The organism is Ruixingdingia sedimenti (genome assembly GCF_031432425.1).
In the GTDB taxonomy this organism is placed as follows: Bacteria; Pseudomonadota; Alphaproteobacteria; order Rhodobacterales; family Rhodobacteraceae; genus Ruixingdingia; species Ruixingdingia sedimenti.
This window is the reverse complement of record NZ_JAVKPH010000018.1, coordinates 1-16,814: the sequence shown is the minus strand read 5'-3', so window position 1 is coordinate 16,814 and position 16,814 is coordinate 1. Positions and strand designations below refer to the sequence as shown.

Annotated in this window: 13 protein-coding genes and 2 pseudogenes; 7 read left to right on the top strand and 8 right to left on the bottom strand. The window is 63.4% G+C overall.

Annotated elements, in window-relative coordinates; genetic code table 11:
* Positions 1–15 precede the first annotated feature (15 nt).
* From RGD00_RS14675 to RGD00_RS14645, 7 genes are all read right to left on the bottom strand, one after another.
* Positions 16–942 (bottom strand): electron transfer flavoprotein subunit alpha/FixB family protein, encoded by a 927-nt coding sequence (locus RGD00_RS14675; RefSeq protein ID WP_161763800.1) that lies wholly within the window; start codon positions 940–942, stop codon positions 16–18.
* A gap of 1 nt (position 943) precedes the next feature.
* Entirely contained in the window at positions 944–1,705 is a 762-nt protein-coding gene (locus RGD00_RS14670) for an electron transfer flavoprotein subunit beta/FixA family protein (protein WP_161763801.1), read from the bottom strand.
* 68 nt (positions 1,706–1,773) lie between these two features.
* Complete coding sequence (locus tag RGD00_RS14665; protein WP_161763802.1) at positions 1,774–2,529, bottom strand: SDR family NAD(P)-dependent oxidoreductase; 756 nt, start codon at positions 2,527–2,529, stop codon at positions 1,774–1,776.
* 87 nt (positions 2,530–2,616) lie between these two features.
* Positions 2,617–4,254, bottom strand: coding sequence for a flavin-containing monooxygenase (locus tag RGD00_RS14660; RefSeq protein ID WP_310458082.1), 1,638 nt, complete (start codon positions 4,252–4,254; stop codon positions 2,617–2,619).
* A 114-nt stretch (positions 4,255–4,368) separates the two neighbouring features.
* Positions 4,369–5,271: an alpha/beta hydrolase gene (locus tag RGD00_RS14655; RefSeq protein ID WP_161763804.1), complete on the bottom strand. Its 903-nt coding sequence runs from the start codon at positions 5,269–5,271 to the stop codon at positions 4,369–4,371.
* Positions 5,272–5,478: 207 nt separating this feature from the next.
* The gene (locus RGD00_RS14650; protein ID WP_161763805.1) at positions 5,479–7,554 is read right to left on the bottom strand and encodes a 3-hydroxyacyl-CoA dehydrogenase NAD-binding domain-containing protein; all 2,076 of its coding nucleotides are present in this window, start codon (positions 7,552–7,554) and stop codon (positions 5,479–5,481) included.
* Positions 7,555–7,562: 8 nt separating this feature from the next.
* Positions 7,563–9,059 (bottom strand): NAD-dependent succinate-semialdehyde dehydrogenase, encoded by a 1,497-nt coding sequence (locus RGD00_RS14645; protein WP_232489265.1) that lies wholly within the window; start codon positions 9,057–9,059, stop codon positions 7,563–7,565.
* A gap of 133 nt (positions 9,060–9,192) precedes the next feature.
* Between RGD00_RS14645 and RGD00_RS14640 the strand changes: the two genes are divergently transcribed.
* From RGD00_RS14640 to RGD00_RS14615, 6 genes and pseudogenes are all read left to right on the top strand, one after another.
* A complete protein-coding gene (locus RGD00_RS14640; RefSeq protein WP_161763806.1) occupies positions 9,193–9,984 on the top strand; it encodes an IclR family transcriptional regulator in 792 nt (263 codons plus the stop codon).
* Positions 9,985–9,998: 14 nt separating this feature from the next.
* Positions 9,999–11,162, top strand: coding sequence for an acyl-CoA dehydrogenase family protein (locus RGD00_RS14635; protein ID WP_161763807.1), 1,164 nt, complete (start codon positions 9,999–10,001; stop codon positions 11,160–11,162).
* A gap of 17 nt (positions 11,163–11,179) precedes the next feature.
* Positions 11,180–12,334 (top strand): iron-containing alcohol dehydrogenase, encoded by a 1,155-nt coding sequence (locus RGD00_RS14630; RefSeq protein ID WP_161763808.1) that lies wholly within the window; start codon positions 11,180–11,182, stop codon positions 12,332–12,334.
* Positions 12,334–13,536, top strand: coding sequence for a CaiB/BaiF CoA transferase family protein (locus RGD00_RS14625; RefSeq protein ID WP_161763809.1), 1,203 nt, complete (start codon positions 12,334–12,336; stop codon positions 13,534–13,536). The genes RGD00_RS14630 and RGD00_RS14625 overlap by 1 nt, the downstream gene beginning before the upstream one ends.
* A gap of 53 nt (positions 13,537–13,589) precedes the next feature.
* Entirely contained in the window at positions 13,590–14,471 is an 882-nt protein-coding gene (locus tag RGD00_RS14620; RefSeq protein ID WP_229825873.1) for a helix-turn-helix domain-containing protein, read from the top strand.
* A 153-nt stretch (positions 14,472–14,624) separates the two neighbouring features.
* A pseudogene (locus RGD00_RS14615) lies at positions 14,625–14,765 on the top strand (IS5/IS1182 family transposase); the annotation flags it as partial.
* Positions 14,766–15,364: 599 nt separating this feature from the next.
* Here RGD00_RS14615 and RGD00_RS14610 read toward each other — a convergent pair.
* Positions 15,365–16,111: an SbcC/MukB-like Walker B domain-containing protein gene (locus tag RGD00_RS14610; protein ID WP_310458081.1), complete on the bottom strand. Its 747-nt coding sequence runs from the start codon at positions 16,109–16,111 to the stop codon at positions 15,365–15,367.
* A 114-nt stretch (positions 16,112–16,225) separates the two neighbouring features.
* Between RGD00_RS14610 and RGD00_RS14605 the strand changes: the two are divergent.
* Positions 16,226–16,746 (top strand): annotated as a pseudogene (locus tag RGD00_RS14605) (transposase); the annotation flags it as partial.
* Between the last annotated feature and the right edge of the window lie 68 nt (positions 16,747–16,814).

The window sequence follows — 16,814 nt, the reverse complement described above, 5'->3', positions numbered from 1 at the left end:
TCCGAGTGTGGCAACTTACAGCTTCTCGATCATTTCCGGCACGGCGGTAAACAGGTCTGCGACCAATCCATAGTCGGCGACCTGGAAGATTGGGGCCTCTTCGTCCTTGTTGATCGCGACGATGACCTTCGAATCCTTCATCCCGGCGAGGTGCTGGATCGCACCCGAGATGCCGACGGCGACGTAAAGGTCCGGAGCCACGACCTTGCCGGTCTGCCCGACTTGCCAGTCGTTCGGCGCAAAGCCCGAGTCCACCGCGGCGCGCGAGGCACCGACAGCGGCGTTCAGCTTGTCCGCGAGCTTCTCAATCAGCGCGAACTCGGTCTGCGAGCCCACGCCACGTCCGCCCGAGACCACGATCCCGGCCGACGTCAGCTCGGGACGGTCGGGGGACGCGACCTTATCCTCGACCCAGGCGGACAGCCCGCTGTCGACCGAGGCCGAGACCTTCTCGACCGGGGCGTTACCGCCCTTGCCCGCCGCATCGAAAGTCGCGGTGCGGATGGTCAGCACCTTCTTCGTATCCGAGGTCTTGACCGTGTGGATCGCGTTCCCGGCATAGATTGGCCGGTCGAAGGTCGCAGCGTCATGCACCGCCAGCACTTCCGAGATCACCATGACGTCCAGCAGGGCTGCCACGCGGGGCAGGACCGACTTGGACAATGCGCCCGAGGCGGCGACGATGTGCTCGTAGTCACCGGCCAGCGACACGACCAGCGCGGCGGTGGGCTCGGCCAGGCCATGCGCGTAGGCCCCGTCCTCGGCCAGTAGTACCTTCGCCACGCCTTCCAGCGTCGCGGTCTCGGCCGCAGCGGCCGCTGCATCGGGATCCGCGACCAGCACGGTCACTGGACCCAGCGATTTCACCGCGGTCAACGCCTTCGCCACCTGGTCGGTCGCGAGTTTCCCGTCAGCAACGTCGGCAAGAAGAAGAACGGCCATCTCAGATCACCCCTGCTTCGTCTTTGAGTTTTGCGATCAGCTCGGCCACCGAGCCGACCTTAACGCCCGCCTTGCGGCCCGCCGGTTCCACGGTCTTGACGACCGACAGCCGCGGGCTCACGTCCACGCCGTAGTCGGCAGGCGTCTTGGTCGCCAGCGGCTTGGCCTTGGCCTTCATTATGTTCGGCAGCGAGGCATAGCGCGGCTCGTTCAGGCGCAGGTCGACGGTGATGATCGTCGGCATCTTGACTGTGATCGTCTGCAGACCGCCGTCCACCTCGCGGGTGACCTTGGCTTGGTCGCCGTTGATCGACACTTCCGAGGCGAAGGTCGCCTGGCTCCAGCCGAGAAGCGCCGATAGCATCTGGCCGGTGGCGTTCATGTCGTTGTCGATCGCCTGCTTGCCGCAAAGGACGAGGCCCGGCTTTTCTTCCTTCACCACGGCCGCCAGCAGCTTGGCCACGGCCAAGGGCTCGATGTCCACATGCAGGTTGTCCGTCGCCTCGATCAGGATGGCGCGGTCGGCCCCCATCGCAAGCGCGGTCCGCAGCGTTTCCTGGGCCTGCTTGACGCCGATGGAGACGACCACGACCTCGGTCGCGATGCCCTTCTCCTTCAGACGGATCGCCTCTTCCACGGCAATCTCGTCAAAGGGGTTCATCGACATCTTCACATTGGCCAGATCGACACCCGTGCCATCCGCCTTCACGCGGACCTTCACGTTGTAGTCGATCACCCGTTTGACAGGCACCAGAACCTTCATGGGAGAGCTTCCTTTCTCACATCCCCTGTCCGCCCGGTCGTGCTGGGCGGACAGGGCAGTCATGTGCGTCAGTTTGCGGTGTAGCCACCGTCCACGACGATCTCGGCGCCATGGACGAACGAGGCTTCGTCCGAAGCAAGGAACAGCACCGCGTTCGACACTTCCTCGGGCTTGCTCGGACGCTTGAGGAGCGTGCAGCCCAGGATCGCCTGCCGCGTGGCCGGATCGGCGTGCAGCAGATCCTTGGTCATCGGCGTGTCAATGACGCCGGGGTGGATCGAGTTCACCCGGATCCCGGTATCTGCCAGATCGACGGCACAGGATTTGGTCAGCATCCTCACAGCACCCTTGGAACCGATATAGGCCCCGGCCATTGCCGCACCGACGATGCCGTAGATCGACGAAATGTTCACGATCGAGGCCTTGTCCGCTTCCTTCATCAGCGGCACGGCCGCGCGGATGCCCAGATAGACGCCCTTCACGTTGACGTTCATCGTCAGGTCGAATTCCTCGGGCGTTGTTTCGTGCAGGGGCTTCAAGATCAGCACGCCCGCGTTGTTGACAAGGATGTCCAGCCGCCCGGCCTTGGCACGCACAGTGGCAATGGCGTTGGCCCAGTCGGCTTCGCTTGCCACGTCATGCTTGATGAAGTCGGCCTTGCCACCTGCTGCCACAATGCCCTTGGCAACCGCCTCACCCGCCGCCACGTCGCGGTCGGTGACGAAGACATGCGCGCCTTCCCGCGCCAGAAGTTCGGAGTGGGATTTGCCCATCCCCATTGCTGCGCCCGTCACGAGGGCGACTTTTCCCGATACACGTCCCACAGACTCTCTCCCTTATTGCTGTGTGGTTTTCTTGGCGCATGGCGGGCCGGGCACAATCCTGCCCGGCCCGCCGCGCGTTCCGTAGCTTCAGGCGCTTGCCATCTCGCGGTCGAAGATCATGGTCTGGTAACCACCATCCTTCACCGCGTTGATCGCGTTGCGGTAATTGCCGATGCCCGCCATGTAGAACATCACCGCGTTCTTCTTGCCGGGGATGTTCGCACCGAAGATCCAACTTTCGGCTTTCGGGAATAGGGTCATGTCCGCAATTGTCCGGCAGAGCGTGACCCATTCGTCCCGGGCGGCCTCGGTCGGCTCGATGGCCTTCAGGCCCTTGCCCTCCATCATCTCGATGGTGTCGGCGATCCACTCGACCTGCGTTTCGATGCTCGGCGGCAGGTTGGTGAAGGGGCCATTCGGGCCAAGGATCATGAAGAGGTTCGGGAAATCCGTCTCCATCATGCCCAGATAGCCCAGGGGGCCGTCCTTCCACTTGTCGCGCATGGTGACGCCGCCGCGGCCGCGCATGTCCATCTTGACGTAGTTGCCGTCCACCGCGTCAAAGCCAGTGGCGAAGATCACCACATCCAGCTCATGCTCCGCGCCACTTTCCAGCCGGATACCGGTCGCGGTGAACTCGGCGATCGGGTCGGCCTTTACATCGGCGAGGGTGACGTTGGGCCGATTGTAGACCTCATAGTAGTTGTTCCCGCACAAGGGGCGCTTGGCATAGATGTCGCGCGGCGTCAGCGCCTTTGCGGTTGCGGGATCCTTCACGATTTCCTTGATTTTCTTCTTGATGAAGTCGGCAGCCGCGTCATTTGCGATCTGGCTGGTCGCAATGTCGCAGAACGTTCCAAACATGAAGTAGAAGCCGCCGCCGCGCTGCCATGCGGCCTCGAACACGCGTTCGCGTTCTTCAGGCGAAGCGGTTTCCGCAGGCACGGTGCTTTCCTCGAAGCCGAAGGCCACGACCGAGGATTTCACTTGTTTCCAGATGTCGTCGTAGTTGGCCTTTTGCTGGGCGATCGTCGCCTCGTCCTGGGGCGTGTTGCCGATCGGCACGACATATTGGGGCGAGCGCTGGAATACCGTAAGATGCCCGGCAATCGGAGCGGTCGCGGTGATGACCTGAACCCCGGTCGAGCCGGTGCCGATCACGCCGACGCGCTTGCCCTTGAGTTCGACACCCTCGGGCCAGTAGCCGGTGTGCAGCATCTGGCCCTTGAAGCTGTCAATGCCCTTGTATTTCGGCGTGTTCGTCGCGGACAGCAGGCCAAGCGCCGTGATCAAGTATTTCGCGGTGACCGTCTCGCCCTTGTCGGTTGTCACATGCCACAGCCCGGTTTCGTCATTGAAATGGGTCGCGGTGACACGAGTGTTGAACTGGAAGCTGCGGCGCAGGTCGTAGGTGTCTGCAACCTCGTTCATGTAGGCGAGGATTTCGGGCTGGGTAAGATAGCGGGTCTTCCAGCGACCCTTTTGCAAAAGCTCGCCGCTGAAGGAATAGCGGTAGACGAAGCTTTCGGTATCCGACAGCGCGCCGGGATAGCGGTTCCAGTACCAGGTGCCACCCACATCGCCTGCACTGTCGAAGGCCTTGACGTTCAGGCCCTGTTCATTGCGCAATTTGTAGACGGAATAGAGACCGCCGAAGCCCGCACCGATGACGACAGCATCGAAATCGGCGCCCTTGGTCTTTGTGGTTTCAACAGATTTGGTCATGATACTCCTCCCAGAGCATGGCACTGCCGCCCCGCGAAAAGCGGGTGAAAGGCCGGTTGACTGTGATGATATTTGTTGCTGCCCCGCGCCAGCTGGCGGCGCGGGGCAGTCGGATCAGAGGGCGCGATACCAAGCGGCGATGCGTGCCAGTTCCTGATCGGCCTCGGGGGCGCGGCCCGACAGGGCCGGGAAGACGTGCTGCATCCCCGGCACCACCGAGAGTGCGACGTTCACGCCCTGCGACTTGGCCTTGGCGGCCAGCGACTCGGAATCGCTTTGCAGCGTCTCGGCCCCGCCGCAAGTGATGTAGAGCGGCGGGAAGCCGGTGAAATCGTTTTCCAGCGGGTTGGCCAGCGGGTTCAGCGGATCGGTCGCGCCGCCGAGGAACATGCCGGCCATCGCTTCAAGGATCGGCTTGCCGACCAGCGCATCGGTGGCGGCGTTGGTTTCCAACGTCTTGCCGCGCAGCGCCATGTCAAGCCAGGGCGAATAGGCGATGACCGCACCCGGAAGGGGCAGGCCAAGGTCGCGGAACTTCAGCACCGAAGCGATGGCGAGGTTGCCACCCGCGCTGTCGCCTGCAGTCAGAATGTTCCTCGCCTCGAACCCTTGGGCCAGCAGCGCTTTGTAAGCGGCCACGGCATCCTCGATCTGGGCGGGGAAGGGGTGTTCCGGCGCACGGCGATAGTGCAGAATGCAGGCGGTCACGCCCAGCACTTTAGCAAGATGGCCCGCCATCTTTCGGTGGCTGTCGGCCGAACCAACAGCAAACCCGCCGCCATGAGTATAAACGATCACGCGCTTGGCGTCGGCGCCCACGGGCAGGGCCCAGATCGCCTCGACCCCGCCGACATGGTCGCTCTTGTAGGTGACGTTCTCCGGTTCCAGCGCGGGCTGGCCCCATTCGTCGAACATGCTGCGCAGGTTGGCGATGGTCAGGCCGGGGTTCGCGACCATTTGGTCGGTCCAGCTCTGATAGAGCGCACGCAGTGTATCGGCTTCCTTGCTGATTGCCATTTTATCCTCCAATGGTGGTGTTCCTGCCTTTCCTCGCCTCCGTCCGATCCTCCATCGGCACAGGGGGGCACGGAATATCCCTGATCACGAGACGCTACAGCCATTGGCGGTACCGCGTATTGAACGTGCTTGCTTGCCGCGTAGCATCTTCTTGCTGTTTCGCGCCCCCAGTGCGGCGCGGGGGCGGTCCGGGCTGGGGCGCGGGGATCAGGCGTTGGCCTTGGCGGCGTTCAGGCTGTCCAGGGTCAGCCCCTTTGCGGCCAGACGCGCCAGCAGCGGCGGCACCGCCCATCCCTGCGGATCGGCCGTGGCCAGCGCCGCATAGCGCGCCAGCAGGTCTTTCGCCCCAAGGCTGTCGGCATGATGCATCAACCCGCCGCGCCAGCGCGGAAAGCCGTAGCCATGCACCAGCGCCAGGTCGATGTCCTGCGGCCGTTCGGCGATGCCTTCGTCAAGGATGGCACAGGCCTCGGCGATCATCGCCAGGGTGATCCGCTCGACGATCCCCTCTGCGGTAAAGCTGCGCCGCGTCTTGCCCGCTTCGGCCGAGACCCGGTGGATCTCCTCCGTCACCAGTGCCGACACCACGGGCTTGCCCTCTGCGCCGTAATCATACCACCCCGCGCCGGTCTTACGGCCAAGGCGCTTGTGATCCTCGACCAGCCGTTCCACCAGCGGGACGTGACGCGGGGTGGCGCCAGCGTTCTGCCGCCGGATGTTGGCGTAAGCGATGTCCAGGCCGGACATGTCCTGCGCCTCATAAGGCCCCATCGCCATGCCGAAGCCCTGCATCGCGGCATCGATCTCGGCCGGCAAGGCGCCCTCGACCAGCAAGAGGTTCGCCTCCTGCCGGTAGCGCGTCAGGATGCGGTTGCCGATGAAGCCGTCGCACACACCCGACAGGACCGGAACCTTGCCTAACCGCCGTGCCAGCGCGAAACCCGCGCCAAGTGTTTCGGGCGAGGTGCGCTCGCCCTTCACGATCTCCAAGAGCTTCATGACATGGGCCGGGCTGAAGAAATGCAGCCCGAGGAACCTCGTCGGGTTCTTTAGGTCATCGGCGAGGCGGTTCACGTCAAGGTATGAGGTGTTGGTGGCCAGGATGGTTTCTGGCGGCAGGGCGGCCTCAAGCTCGGCAAAGATCGCGCGCTTGACGTCAAAATCCTCGAATGCCGCCTCGATGGCCAGATCGGCGGGTGGCAGGTTGTCGTATCCGGCTACGGTGGTCAGGCGGCCGTGAACGGCTTCGCCGTCGATTGCAGACAGCGTGCCACGGGCGACCCCCTGATCAACCAGCTTGCGAAGATTGTCCTCGGCCCGCCCCGCCGCCGTCGCGTCACGCTCGACAATCGTCACCGCGATGCCTCCGGTTGCGAAGGCGTAGGCGATGGAGGCCCCCATGTTGCCGCCGCCGACGACAATGGCCGTCGCTATATCGCGCGCCGGTCTGGGATAGTCGCGCCCACGGTTGCCAGCCGCCCGTTCGGTAAAGAACACATGCCTGAGCGCGCGCGCCTGAGCCGAGGCGCGCAGGTCCAAAAACGCCGCCCGTTCTCGCGCCAGCCCTTCGGCCAGCGGCAGCGTGGCACTGGCCGCGACCAGACCCACGGCGATTGGCGGCGCAATCTGGCCGGTCAGGCGCCGCTTCGCATGAGCCAGCATAGCGGCCACGGCGTCCTCATCCACTTGGGGCGCGGGTTGCTCGTCCGGCCCTCGCGCTGCGGCAAGTAGAGCGTCGTCAATGGCCAGCGCGACTGCCAGCGGGTTGTCCGCAAGCTTGTCGACCAGCCCCAGCGACAGCGCCTTGCCTGCCGCGATGGCCTTGCCGGTCACGATCATGTCCAGCGCCGCCTTGACGCCGATCAGGCGCGGCAGCCTTTGCGTCCCGCCTGCGCCCGGAACAATGCCCAGAACCACCTCGGGCAGGCCAAGCTGCGCGCCGGGCGCGGCGATGCGGTATCGGCAGGCTAGCGCGATCTCCAGCCCGCCGCCCAATGCCGCCCCGTTGATCGCGGCGATCGTCGGGATCGCCAGCCCCGCAAGATGCAGCAGCACATCGTTCAGGTGCGGTTCGATCGGCGGCAGGCCGAACTCCCTCGCATCCGCACCCGCGACAAAGGTGTTGCCCGCGCCGGTGACGATCAGGCGGGTCGCGCCCTGTGCCATCGCCGCGTCCATCCCACGCATCAGTCCCGCCCGAACCTCGGCACTGAGCAGGTTCAAGGGCGCATTGTCGAAGGTCAGGATGGCCGCGCCACCACTCAGGTTCAGATCAACGGACATGTTAGACCTCACTGGACCGGCGCGGAATTGCGCGAGATGAACTTGGTGGACAGGTAGCCGTCAAACGTCTCGGTCCCGCCTTCGCTGCCATAGCCACTGTCGCGTACGCCGCCGAACGGCGTTTCCGGCAGGGCGAGGCCGAAGTGGTTGATGCTGACCATCCCCGCTTGCAAGCCTGCTGCTGCACGGTCGGCCCGTTCCAACGAATTGGTGAAGATGTAGGAAGCAAGGCCGAAGGGCAGGCCATTGGCGCGTGCCAACCCGTCCTCGATCTCGCGGAAGGGCGACACGACCGCGACCGGACCGAAGGGCTCGTCGCGCATCAGGGCGATGCTGTCGTCGGGCGTGTTGACGATCGTGGGCGCGTAGAAACTGCCGCTGTTGCCGATCCGGGTGCCCCCGGTCAGCACCTCGGCGCCGTTGTCGCGCGCATCGGCCACAAGCCTTTCCATCGCCGTCACCCGGCCCGCATGGCAAAGCGGTCCCATCTGCGTGCCCTCGGCCAGGCCGTCACCGACCTTCACGGCCTGAAACGCCGAGACCAGCTCCGCAAGGAACCGCTCGTGAATGCCCGCCTGCACAAAGAATCGGGTGGGCGAGACGCAGACCTGCCCGGCATTGCGCAGCTTGTTGCCCGCCAGAGCCCGCGCTGCCGCTCCGGCATCCGCGTCATCGAAGACCAGCACCGGCGCGTGGCCGCCCAGTTCCATCGTGGCCCGCTTCATGTGCCGCCCGGCCAGCGCGGCTAGATGCTTGCCCACCTCGACCGACCCGGTGAAGGTGATCTTGCGCAAGACCGGATGCGCGATAAGCGTTTCCGAGATGAAGGCCGAGTTGCCCCAGACGAGGTTCAGGCAACCCTCGGGCAGACCCGCCTCCTGCAGGAAGCGCGCGATGGCAAGGCAGCCTGCCGGGGCTTCGGCCGGGCCTTTCAGGATCATCGTGCAGCCCGACGCCAGCGCGGCGGCGACCTTTCGCACAGCCTGGCTCAGCGGAAAGTTCCAAGGGGTGATGGCAAGGCAGACACCCACCGGCTCGCGCACGACCAACTGCTGCACCGTCGGATTGCGCGAAGGCACGATGCGGCCATAGATGCGGCGACATTCCTCGGCGTGCCAGTCGACGTGGTCGGCGGACGCGCGCACCTCGACCAGCGCTTCGGCTAGCGGCTTGCCTTCATCCAGCGTGATCCAGCGGGCGATCATCGCATCGTTTTGCCGCAGAAGATCGGCGAACCGGCGCAGGATCGCGCCACGATCGGTGGGCGAACGGTCCTTCCAAGTGGCAAAGGCCGATTCGGCGTGGCGCACCGCACGCTCCAGATCCTCGGCCGTGGCCTGGGGAATTCGGCCAATCTCGACCCCGTTGGCCGGGTTGATGACCGCCCGATCGCCGGTAGTTGCACTCGCCAGCCAATCCTTGCCGATGAGGTGGCGGATTTGCGGGTAATCCAGATTATTCATGATGTTCACGTCCTCGCTTGGCAGCGCCACCCGCTGTTCCATTGATGCAAGCGGGATAAGGCGGGCAGCTTCTTTATTCCGCTATGCGGAAAAATATTCCTCAGTATTGACGTGGACCATATCTTTGCTTTAGAGATCATTCAATACGCAGCATCTGTCCTTGAGGAGGGACACCGTGAGGCCAAGGAAGGAGAAACCCGAGGATGACGAACAGGACCGCGACTTCGTGGTGGCCTTGGCGCGCGGCCTGGAACTTCTGCGCGCCTTCCGGCGTGAGGGCGAGGCGCTGGGCAACCGCGATCTTGCCGAACGCGCGGCGCTCAGCAAATCCACCGTCTCACGGCTGACCTACACGCTGCACAAACTGGGGTATCTCAGCTACAACCCAGACACCGCGCGCTACGTGTTGGCGCCCCCGGTGCTGTCACTGGGCTTTTCCTGCCTTGCTGGGATGCCCCTGCGGCAACTGGCCAAGCCTTACATGCAGGAACTCGCCGATTACACCGGGATGCCGGTGGCAATGGCCAGCCGCGACCGCCTGTCGATGGTCTATCTGGAACGCTGCAAGGGCACCAATGCGGTGACGCTCGCGATCGAAGTCGGCGCGCATATCAAGCTGGCCACCACCGCAGTCGGCCGGGCCTGTATCGCCGCCCACCCCGAGGACGAGCGCGCCCGGATGATCGACGAGGTGCGCGAGCACGAAGGCGAGAACTGGCCAAACGTCCAGCCCGGTATCGAAAAGGCGATCGAGGATTACCAGACCCGTGGCTACTGCACCTCCTATACCGAATGGAAGCGCGACGTGAACGCGGTGGCGGTGCCCTTCATCCCACGCGACGGCTCGCCCATCGTCGCCTTCAACTGTGGCGGCCCCTCGCAGACCCTGACGCGCGACTGGATCGAAAGTGATGTCGCGCCCCGCCTTATCAACGTTGTCCGCCACGTGGCGGCCGTAGCCCCCTGACCCCAGAGAATACCATGGCCCTAGACTCCGATACACTCGCCCAGTTCCTCGACGCGCTCGACCGCTTCGTCAAGGAACGCCTGATCCCGAACGAGGCGCTGGTCGCCGAAGAAGACGCGATCCCGCCCGCGCTGGTGCAGGAGATCCGGGAAATGGGCCTTTTCGGCATGTCGATCCCAGAGGAATACGGCGGCCTTGGCCTTTCCATGTCCGAAGAGGTGCAGGCCGCCTTCGTGCTGGGTCAGACCTCGCCGGTGTTCCGCTCACTGGTCGGCACCAACAACGGCATCGGGTCGCAGGGCATCATCATCGACGGCACCGCCGAACAGAAGGCGAAATACCTGCCCGCGCTGGCTTCCGGCGAAATGATCGCCTCCTTTGCGCTGACCGAACCGGATGCTGGGTCGGACGCAGGCAGCTTGCGCACCACCGCCCGCCGCGATGGTGACCATTTCGTGCTGAACGGGACCAAGCGCTATATCACCAACGCGTCGCGCGCCGATGTCTTCACCGTTTTTGCCCGCACCAATCCCGAGACAAAGGGATCGTCCGGCGTCAGCGCCTTCATCGTCGAGGCCGGAACGCAAGGCCTGTCGCTGGGCCAGCCCGACAAGAAGATGGGTCAGAAGGGCTCGCACACCTGCGACGTGATCCTTGAAGATGTCCGCGTCCCCGCCGCCAACATCATTGGTGGCCCGGCGCGGGAAAACCAAGGCTTCAAGACCGCGATGAAGGTGCTGGACCGGGGGCGTCTGCATATCTCGGCAGTCTGCGTCGGGGCAGCCGAACGGCTGATCCGCGATGCGCTGGCCTATGCGATGGAGCGCCGCCAGTTCGGCGAACCGATTGCCGAAAAGCAACTGATTCAGGCCATGCTGGCAGACAGCCGCACCGAAGCCTTCGCCGCCCGCTGCATGATCGAGGAAACAGCCCGGCGCAAGGACGCCGGGGCGAACGTGTCCACCGATGCCGCCTGCTGCAAGATGTATGCCTCGGAAATGGTGGGCCGGGTGGCCGACCGGGCGGTGCAGATCCACGGCGGCGCAGGCTACATGGCCGAATATGCCGTCGAACGCTTCTACCGCGATGTGCGCCTTTTCCGCATCTACGAAGGCACCACCCAGATCCAGCAGGTTCTGATCGCGCGGAACATGATCCGCGATGCTGCTGCCGCCTGACCGAACCGGAGCCCATGATGGATTTCAACTTTCTCGCCACCCCCAGCATCGTCTGCCAGAGCGGCGGCCTCGCCCAGCTTGGCAGCCTGACCAAAGGTCTGTCAGTCACCCGCGCCTTCGTGATCACCGACCCCGGCATCGTCGCCTGCGGTTTTGCCGGTGAGGCGGTCGCGGCACTCAACGGCGCAGGCATCGCTGCCGAGATCTTTGATAAAGTGCAGGCCGACCCACCCATCGCGGTTGTCGAGGCCGCAGTTGAGGCCGCGACTAGCTTCGGCGCCGACGGCGTCATCGGTCTGGGCGGCGGCAGTTCGCTCGATACCGCAAAGGTCGTGGCGGTCGCCGTGGCCAGCGGCCAGCCGATTGCCGACATGATCGGCGTGGACCGCGTGAGGGGCCAGCGCCTGCCACTGATCCAGGTGCCGACCACCGCCGGAACCGGGTCCGAGGTGACCTGGGTTTCGGTGCTGACATCGGAGAGCCACGAGAAGAAGGCGGTCTATGCGCCGCAGCTTCTGCCCGACATCGCCCTTCTGGATGCCAAGCTCACGCTCGGGATGCCACGTTCGATCACTGCGGCCACCGCACTGGATGCGATGGTGCATGCGATCGAGGCCGCAACCAGCCGCACCCGCAAGAACCCTATTTCCGACGGTCTGGCCGACAAGGCGCTGGTCCTTCTGGGCCAGAACCTGCCCCGCGTGCTGGATACCCCGACGGACCTTGAGGCGCGCGAAGCGATGTTGCTGGGCGCCACTCTGGCCGGGATGGCCTTCATCAACGCCAGCGTCGGCGCGATCCACGCGCTGTCCTATCCCCTTGGCACCGGTTTCCACGTTCCGCACGGCCATGCCAACGCGCTGGTGGCAGGCCCGGTCCTGCGCTTCAACCTGCCCGTCGCCGAGGCGGAATACGCCCGCCTGTCGCGTCTCCTTTTGCCTGCCCGCCATTTCAACTCCGACGCGGCGGCGGCCCTTGCCCTGATCGAGGAAATGGAGCGGATGCTGAAGGCCAGCGGCCTCAAGGCCCGCCTGTCCGAGGTTGGTGTGACCGAGGCCGCCATTCCCGGCATGGCAAACGAGGTCGTGACCGGTATCAGCCGGCTGCTGGCCACCAACCCGCGCGACATGACGGCCGACGACGTGGCCTCCCTTTACCGCGAGGTGTTGTGATGCCCGGCGCGCTTGACGGAATCCGCGTCCTTGACCTCAGCCGCGTGCTGGGCGGCCCCTATTGCACCCAGACGCTGGCCGACCATGGCGCCGAGATCATCAAGGTCGAGCCTCCGCAAGGGGACGAGACGCGCGGCTGGGGCCCGCCCTTCAACGACGGGCTTTCCGCCTATTTTTCCGGCGCCAACCGCAACAAGCGCTCCATCGCCATCGACATCGGCAAGCCCGAGGGGCGCGACGTGATCCTGCGCCTGCTCGAAGGCGCCGACGTCCTGGTCCACAACTTCAAGTCCGGTGCTTTGGAAAAATGGGGTCTCGGCTATGATGCGGTGCTCAAGAACCGTTTTCCCCGCCTGATCCTTTGTCACGTCACCGGCTTTGGTGCCGATGGCCCGTTGGGCGGCTTCCCCGGCTATGACGCCGTGGTGCAGGCGATGACCGGCCTGATGAGCATCAACGGAAACCCGGCCAATGGCCCGACGCGGATGGGCACGCCCATCGTGGATATCGGCACAGGACTCATCGCCTGCAATGCGGTGCTGGCGGCTATCATCGAACGGTTCCGCTCTGGGCTGGGCCAAGCAATCGAAGTGCCACTTTACGACTGCGCCATCAGCATGATGCACCCGCAAGCTGCAAACAGCCTCATGTCGGGAAAGGTCCCGGTTGCCACCGGCAACGGGCACCCCAACATCGTGCCCTATGACATGTTCGAAACCCGAACCGGCAAGTTATACCTCGCCGTTGGCAACAACGGCCAGTTCGCCAAGCTCTGCGAGGTGCTAGGCCTGTCCGACGTCCCGCAAGACCCCCGCTTTGCCGACAACGCTGCCCGGCTGGCCCACCGCGCCGAAATCACGGAAATCCTGTCTGCGCGCCTTGCGGAGAGCGACGCCCGGGCGCTTGAACCCGCGCTGCTGCGCGCAGGTGTCCCGGCAGGCGTGGTGCGCAACGTGATCGACGCGCTTGACCACCCGCATACCCGCCATCGCGGCATGGTGGTGTCGGTCGGCAGCTACAAGGGCACTGGCGTTCCGGCACGTCTGTCGCGGACACCAGGCGAAGTCCGCGCCGCCCCGCCCCGGTTCGCACAGCATAGCCGTGTCCTGCTCAAGGAGGCGGGTTTTTCGGAACAGCAGATCGACGATCTGACGCAGTCGGGCGTCGTTCTTGAGGAACGGACGGACACGGTTCAGAGATGACGCGCAAAGCCGGGCCGCCAACTCGGCCCGACCGCCAATAAAGGGGGAGCCAGATGCAGAAAGCACTCGTGACGCCAGACCGGATTCCTGAGTGGATTCCCGGCACAATCACGATGGACAGTTCCGGCCGGGACTGGAAGGGCATCACGATGAAAGGCTACCACTACGATCGCCAGGACGCGGCCATCCCCGCGATGCGCGATTACATGATCGTAGCCTACGACGGAAATCCGACGACCATGCTGCGAACAAGTGGCGGATCAAGGCAAAGCGCGCCCGTTGGCAGGGGCAGGATCTCGCTTTTGACGCGGGCCGAGCAATCCACGTGGTGCTGGGCAGAACCGATCAAGGTTCGGCATATCTACATCGGTCATGACTGCCTTGAGGACACGGCACAGACCGTGTTTGGCCGCAGTCCGCAATCCGTCGAGATACAAGATCAGGTTTCGGCCGAGGATCCGGTTCTGCTAAACTGCTTCCACATGCTTGAAAACGAACTGCGCAACGGTGGCATGGGGCAGCGCCTGATGATTGACGCGCTGCGCAACCAGATCGCGGTGCATATGCTGCGACGCTATGCCCGGATCCGGCTTGCCGATGAAAGCGGCTCCGCCTTCAGCCCGACTCAACGCAAACGCATCATAGACCTCATCGAAGACCAGCTCAGCGAAAACATCAGCCTTGACGATCTCGCCGCTGCCGTCGGCCTCAGCCCGTTTCACTTTTCCCGCCAGTTCAAGGCCGACTTCGGGATCGCCCCATACGCCTTTGTAATCCAGAAACGTGTCAGCAAGGCACAGGAGATGCTCCGACGCGGGCGCCTTCCACTTAAGTCGGTCGCGCTGGACTGCGGTTTCTCCGACCAAAGCCACCTTTGCCGTACATTTCGCAAGATAGTAGGTGTGACGCCAGCCCAGTACCAGAACAGAGCATGACTTTCGCCGCGAGTATCATTTGCAGGTCTTGACCTTCTGCGAGCACAAACGATGGCGGACCTCTGTTGGGCTCTGACTTGCCCCCTCCACCAAGTCAGGACCAATTGATCATTCGCTCGCTGCGTCACTCGGACTCCGTGAGGAGACTGACCGATAAGCAACCTTTTCTGGCTGACAGACGCACAGATGGCGCGGTTTCAACCTTTCTTTCCAAAAGGCTATGGCAACCCCCGCGCCTTCATAAATCGCAATGGTGTGCTCTGGTGTGATACGCGTCGGGAGTATGGCCCAGCATTTGGATCGATCTGGAGGCACCGGGGATCACGTTTTCCACATAGCCGCCGTTGGCTGTGATCCGCACGAAGGGCTGCTAAGGGCCGAAAGCGATCATGTTACCCTGCGCTGCCGATTTTCCATGTCAACGCCATGTCAACGAGCGTACGTCAGTTTTCGACGGTCTATTTCGGCAGATGCATGCGAATGTCAGCCAGCTTCAGGGTGGAAAATTCGTGAAATCAAAGGCTTGTCGGCTATGTGCTTGAAAAGACTAAGTTATTGGAATCGCTCGTGAATGGGCTCATAACCTGAAGGCCGCAGGTTCAAATCCTGCCCCCGCAACCAAGATCTTTCGCGTTATCAAACGCTTATGCGCCGCCCTCCGGGGCGGCGTTTGCGTTTGCACCACCCGTGGAAGCACTGTGGAAGCAAGAGGGGCCGAAGTCCTTAGAAACACAGCGAAAACCGACATGCCTTTGAAACGTCGAGCAGTTGCGAGTGTTTTCTGGGATTGCCCTGCAGCTTTCGATTGTTCTGTAAGCAGGACGCGCAGCAAATGCGTCGGCGATTTGACGTGGCTGAAAATGCTGACGCTTCCAACAAGGATCCTAATATCATCACTTGGATCCGTCCGCAGAAATCCTGACGGTGCTTTTCCCTCCGCCTTGCTTGGTCACCATGATACGGACCGGGATCCGGTCTTTCATGGCCTCCACGTGGCTGATTACGCCCACTTGTCTGCCCTGGGACTGAAGACCTTCCAGCGCGTCGATCGCCATATCGAGGCTCGCAGCGTCAAGAGAGCCGAAGCCTTCGTCGATGAACAAAGTTGCGGCCAAACCGGCTTTGCCGCCCATCCGGGACAGGGCCAGTGCGAGGGCCAATGACACAAGGAAGCGCTCCCCGCCTGACAAGCTGCGGGTCGCCCTTGCCTCACCGCCCATGTCGATATCTTCAACTTGCAGCGCAAGGTCAGCCGCGCGACGCAGGCGGTAGCGTGGGTTCAGGTCGGCAAGATGGCGGTTTGCGTTGTCGGCTAGCACATCCAAGGTGATGGATTGCGCGAAGCGGGCGAAACGATCGCCATTCCTAGAGCCGATCGCAGCGTTGACCGCTTGCCAAACGTCAAGTTGAGCCCGCGCCTTCGCGATCTCGGCCTCCAACCCGGCCAGTTTCTGGCGGTTTGCGGCATCCACGGTGATCTGGTTTTCAATGGCGCCCTGACGCTGCTGGCGCAGTGTAATCGCCGCATCCAGTGCATCGATCCCTTTACGCAGGTCATCGACTGGCATCTCGGGGAGATCCTGCTGAAGATCGAAGAGGTCTTGCCGGCGTTGGGTCAAGGCGGCGCGTGCGGCGATCAAGGCATCGTCAAGTCCGCGAAGGTGATCTCAGAGGTGGTTCCGGCAATCTGAACAGCCGGGATAAGTGGATTTTCCGAGCAATGGCGGCATGATGCTGCAAGCGAGGAGAAGACCATGGCAAGACGACCACGCCGGAACCACAGCCCGGCATTCAAGGCGAAAGTGGCGGTGGCGGCGATCAAGGGCGAGAAGACCATGATCGAGCTGGCGCAGGAGTTCGACGTCCATCCGAACCAGATCAAACAGTGGCGCGATCAGCTGCTTGAGGGGGCGACGGGGGTGTTCGGCGAGGCCCCGAAAGCCGAGCCTGAGCCGACCATCGATGTGAAGACCCTGCATGCGAAGATCGGAGAGCTGACGCTGGAGAACGATTTTTTGTCCGGCGCGCTCGGCAAGGCGGGTCTGTTGGCGAGCGCAAGAAGATGATCGATCCTGTCGCGAAGCTGAGCGTCAGCCGCCAGGCCATCGTGCTGGGGATCAGCCGGGGAGCCGTTTACTACAAGCCACGCCCGGTGTCGGACGCCGATCTGAAGCTGATGCACCGGATCGACAAGCTGCACATGGAGTTCCCGTTCGCGGGCAGCCGAATGCTGCAGGGACTGCTGGTTCAGGAAGGCTTCAAGGTCGGGACTATCCTAAATTTTGTGCGCTGACGTGGTAACTGCTCTCAGAGGAGACCCACGTATGAGCATCGACAAAGACC

Bases quoted from the DNA above. Each gene is read 5' to 3' on its own strand.
- RGD00_RS14645 (WP_232489265.1), bottom strand. From the start codon at position 9,059: ATGGAACAGCGGGTGGCGCTGCCAAGCGAGGACGTGAACATCATGAAT.
- RGD00_RS14625 (WP_161763809.1), top strand. From the start codon at position 12,334: ATGCCCGGCGCGCTTGACGGAATCCGCGTCCTTGACCTCAGCCGCGTG.
- RGD00_RS14650 (WP_161763805.1), bottom strand. From the start codon at position 7,554: ATGTCCGTTGATCTGAACCTGAGTGGTGGCGCGGCCATCCTGACCTTC.
- RGD00_RS14660 (WP_310458082.1), bottom strand. From the start codon at position 4,254: ATGACCAAATCTGTTGAAACCACAAAGACCAAGGGCGCCGATTTCGAT.
- RGD00_RS14620 (WP_229825873.1), top strand. From the start codon at position 13,590: ATGCAGAAAGCACTCGTGACGCCAGACCGGATTCCTGAGTGGATTCCC.
- RGD00_RS14655 (WP_161763804.1), bottom strand. From the start codon at position 5,271: ATGGCAATCAGCAAGGAAGCCGATACACTGCGTGCGCTCTATCAGAGC.
- RGD00_RS14630 (WP_161763808.1), top strand. From the start codon at position 11,180: ATGGATTTCAACTTTCTCGCCACCCCCAGCATCGTCTGCCAGAGCGGC.
- RGD00_RS14675 (WP_161763800.1), bottom strand. From the start codon at position 942: ATGGCCGTTCTTCTTCTTGCCGACGTTGCTGACGGGAAACTCGCGACC.
- RGD00_RS14635 (WP_161763807.1), top strand. From the start codon at position 9,999: ATGGCCCTAGACTCCGATACACTCGCCCAGTTCCTCGACGCGCTCGAC.
- RGD00_RS14670 (WP_161763801.1), bottom strand. From the start codon at position 1,705: ATGAAGGTTCTGGTGCCTGTCAAACGGGTGATCGACTACAACGTGAAG.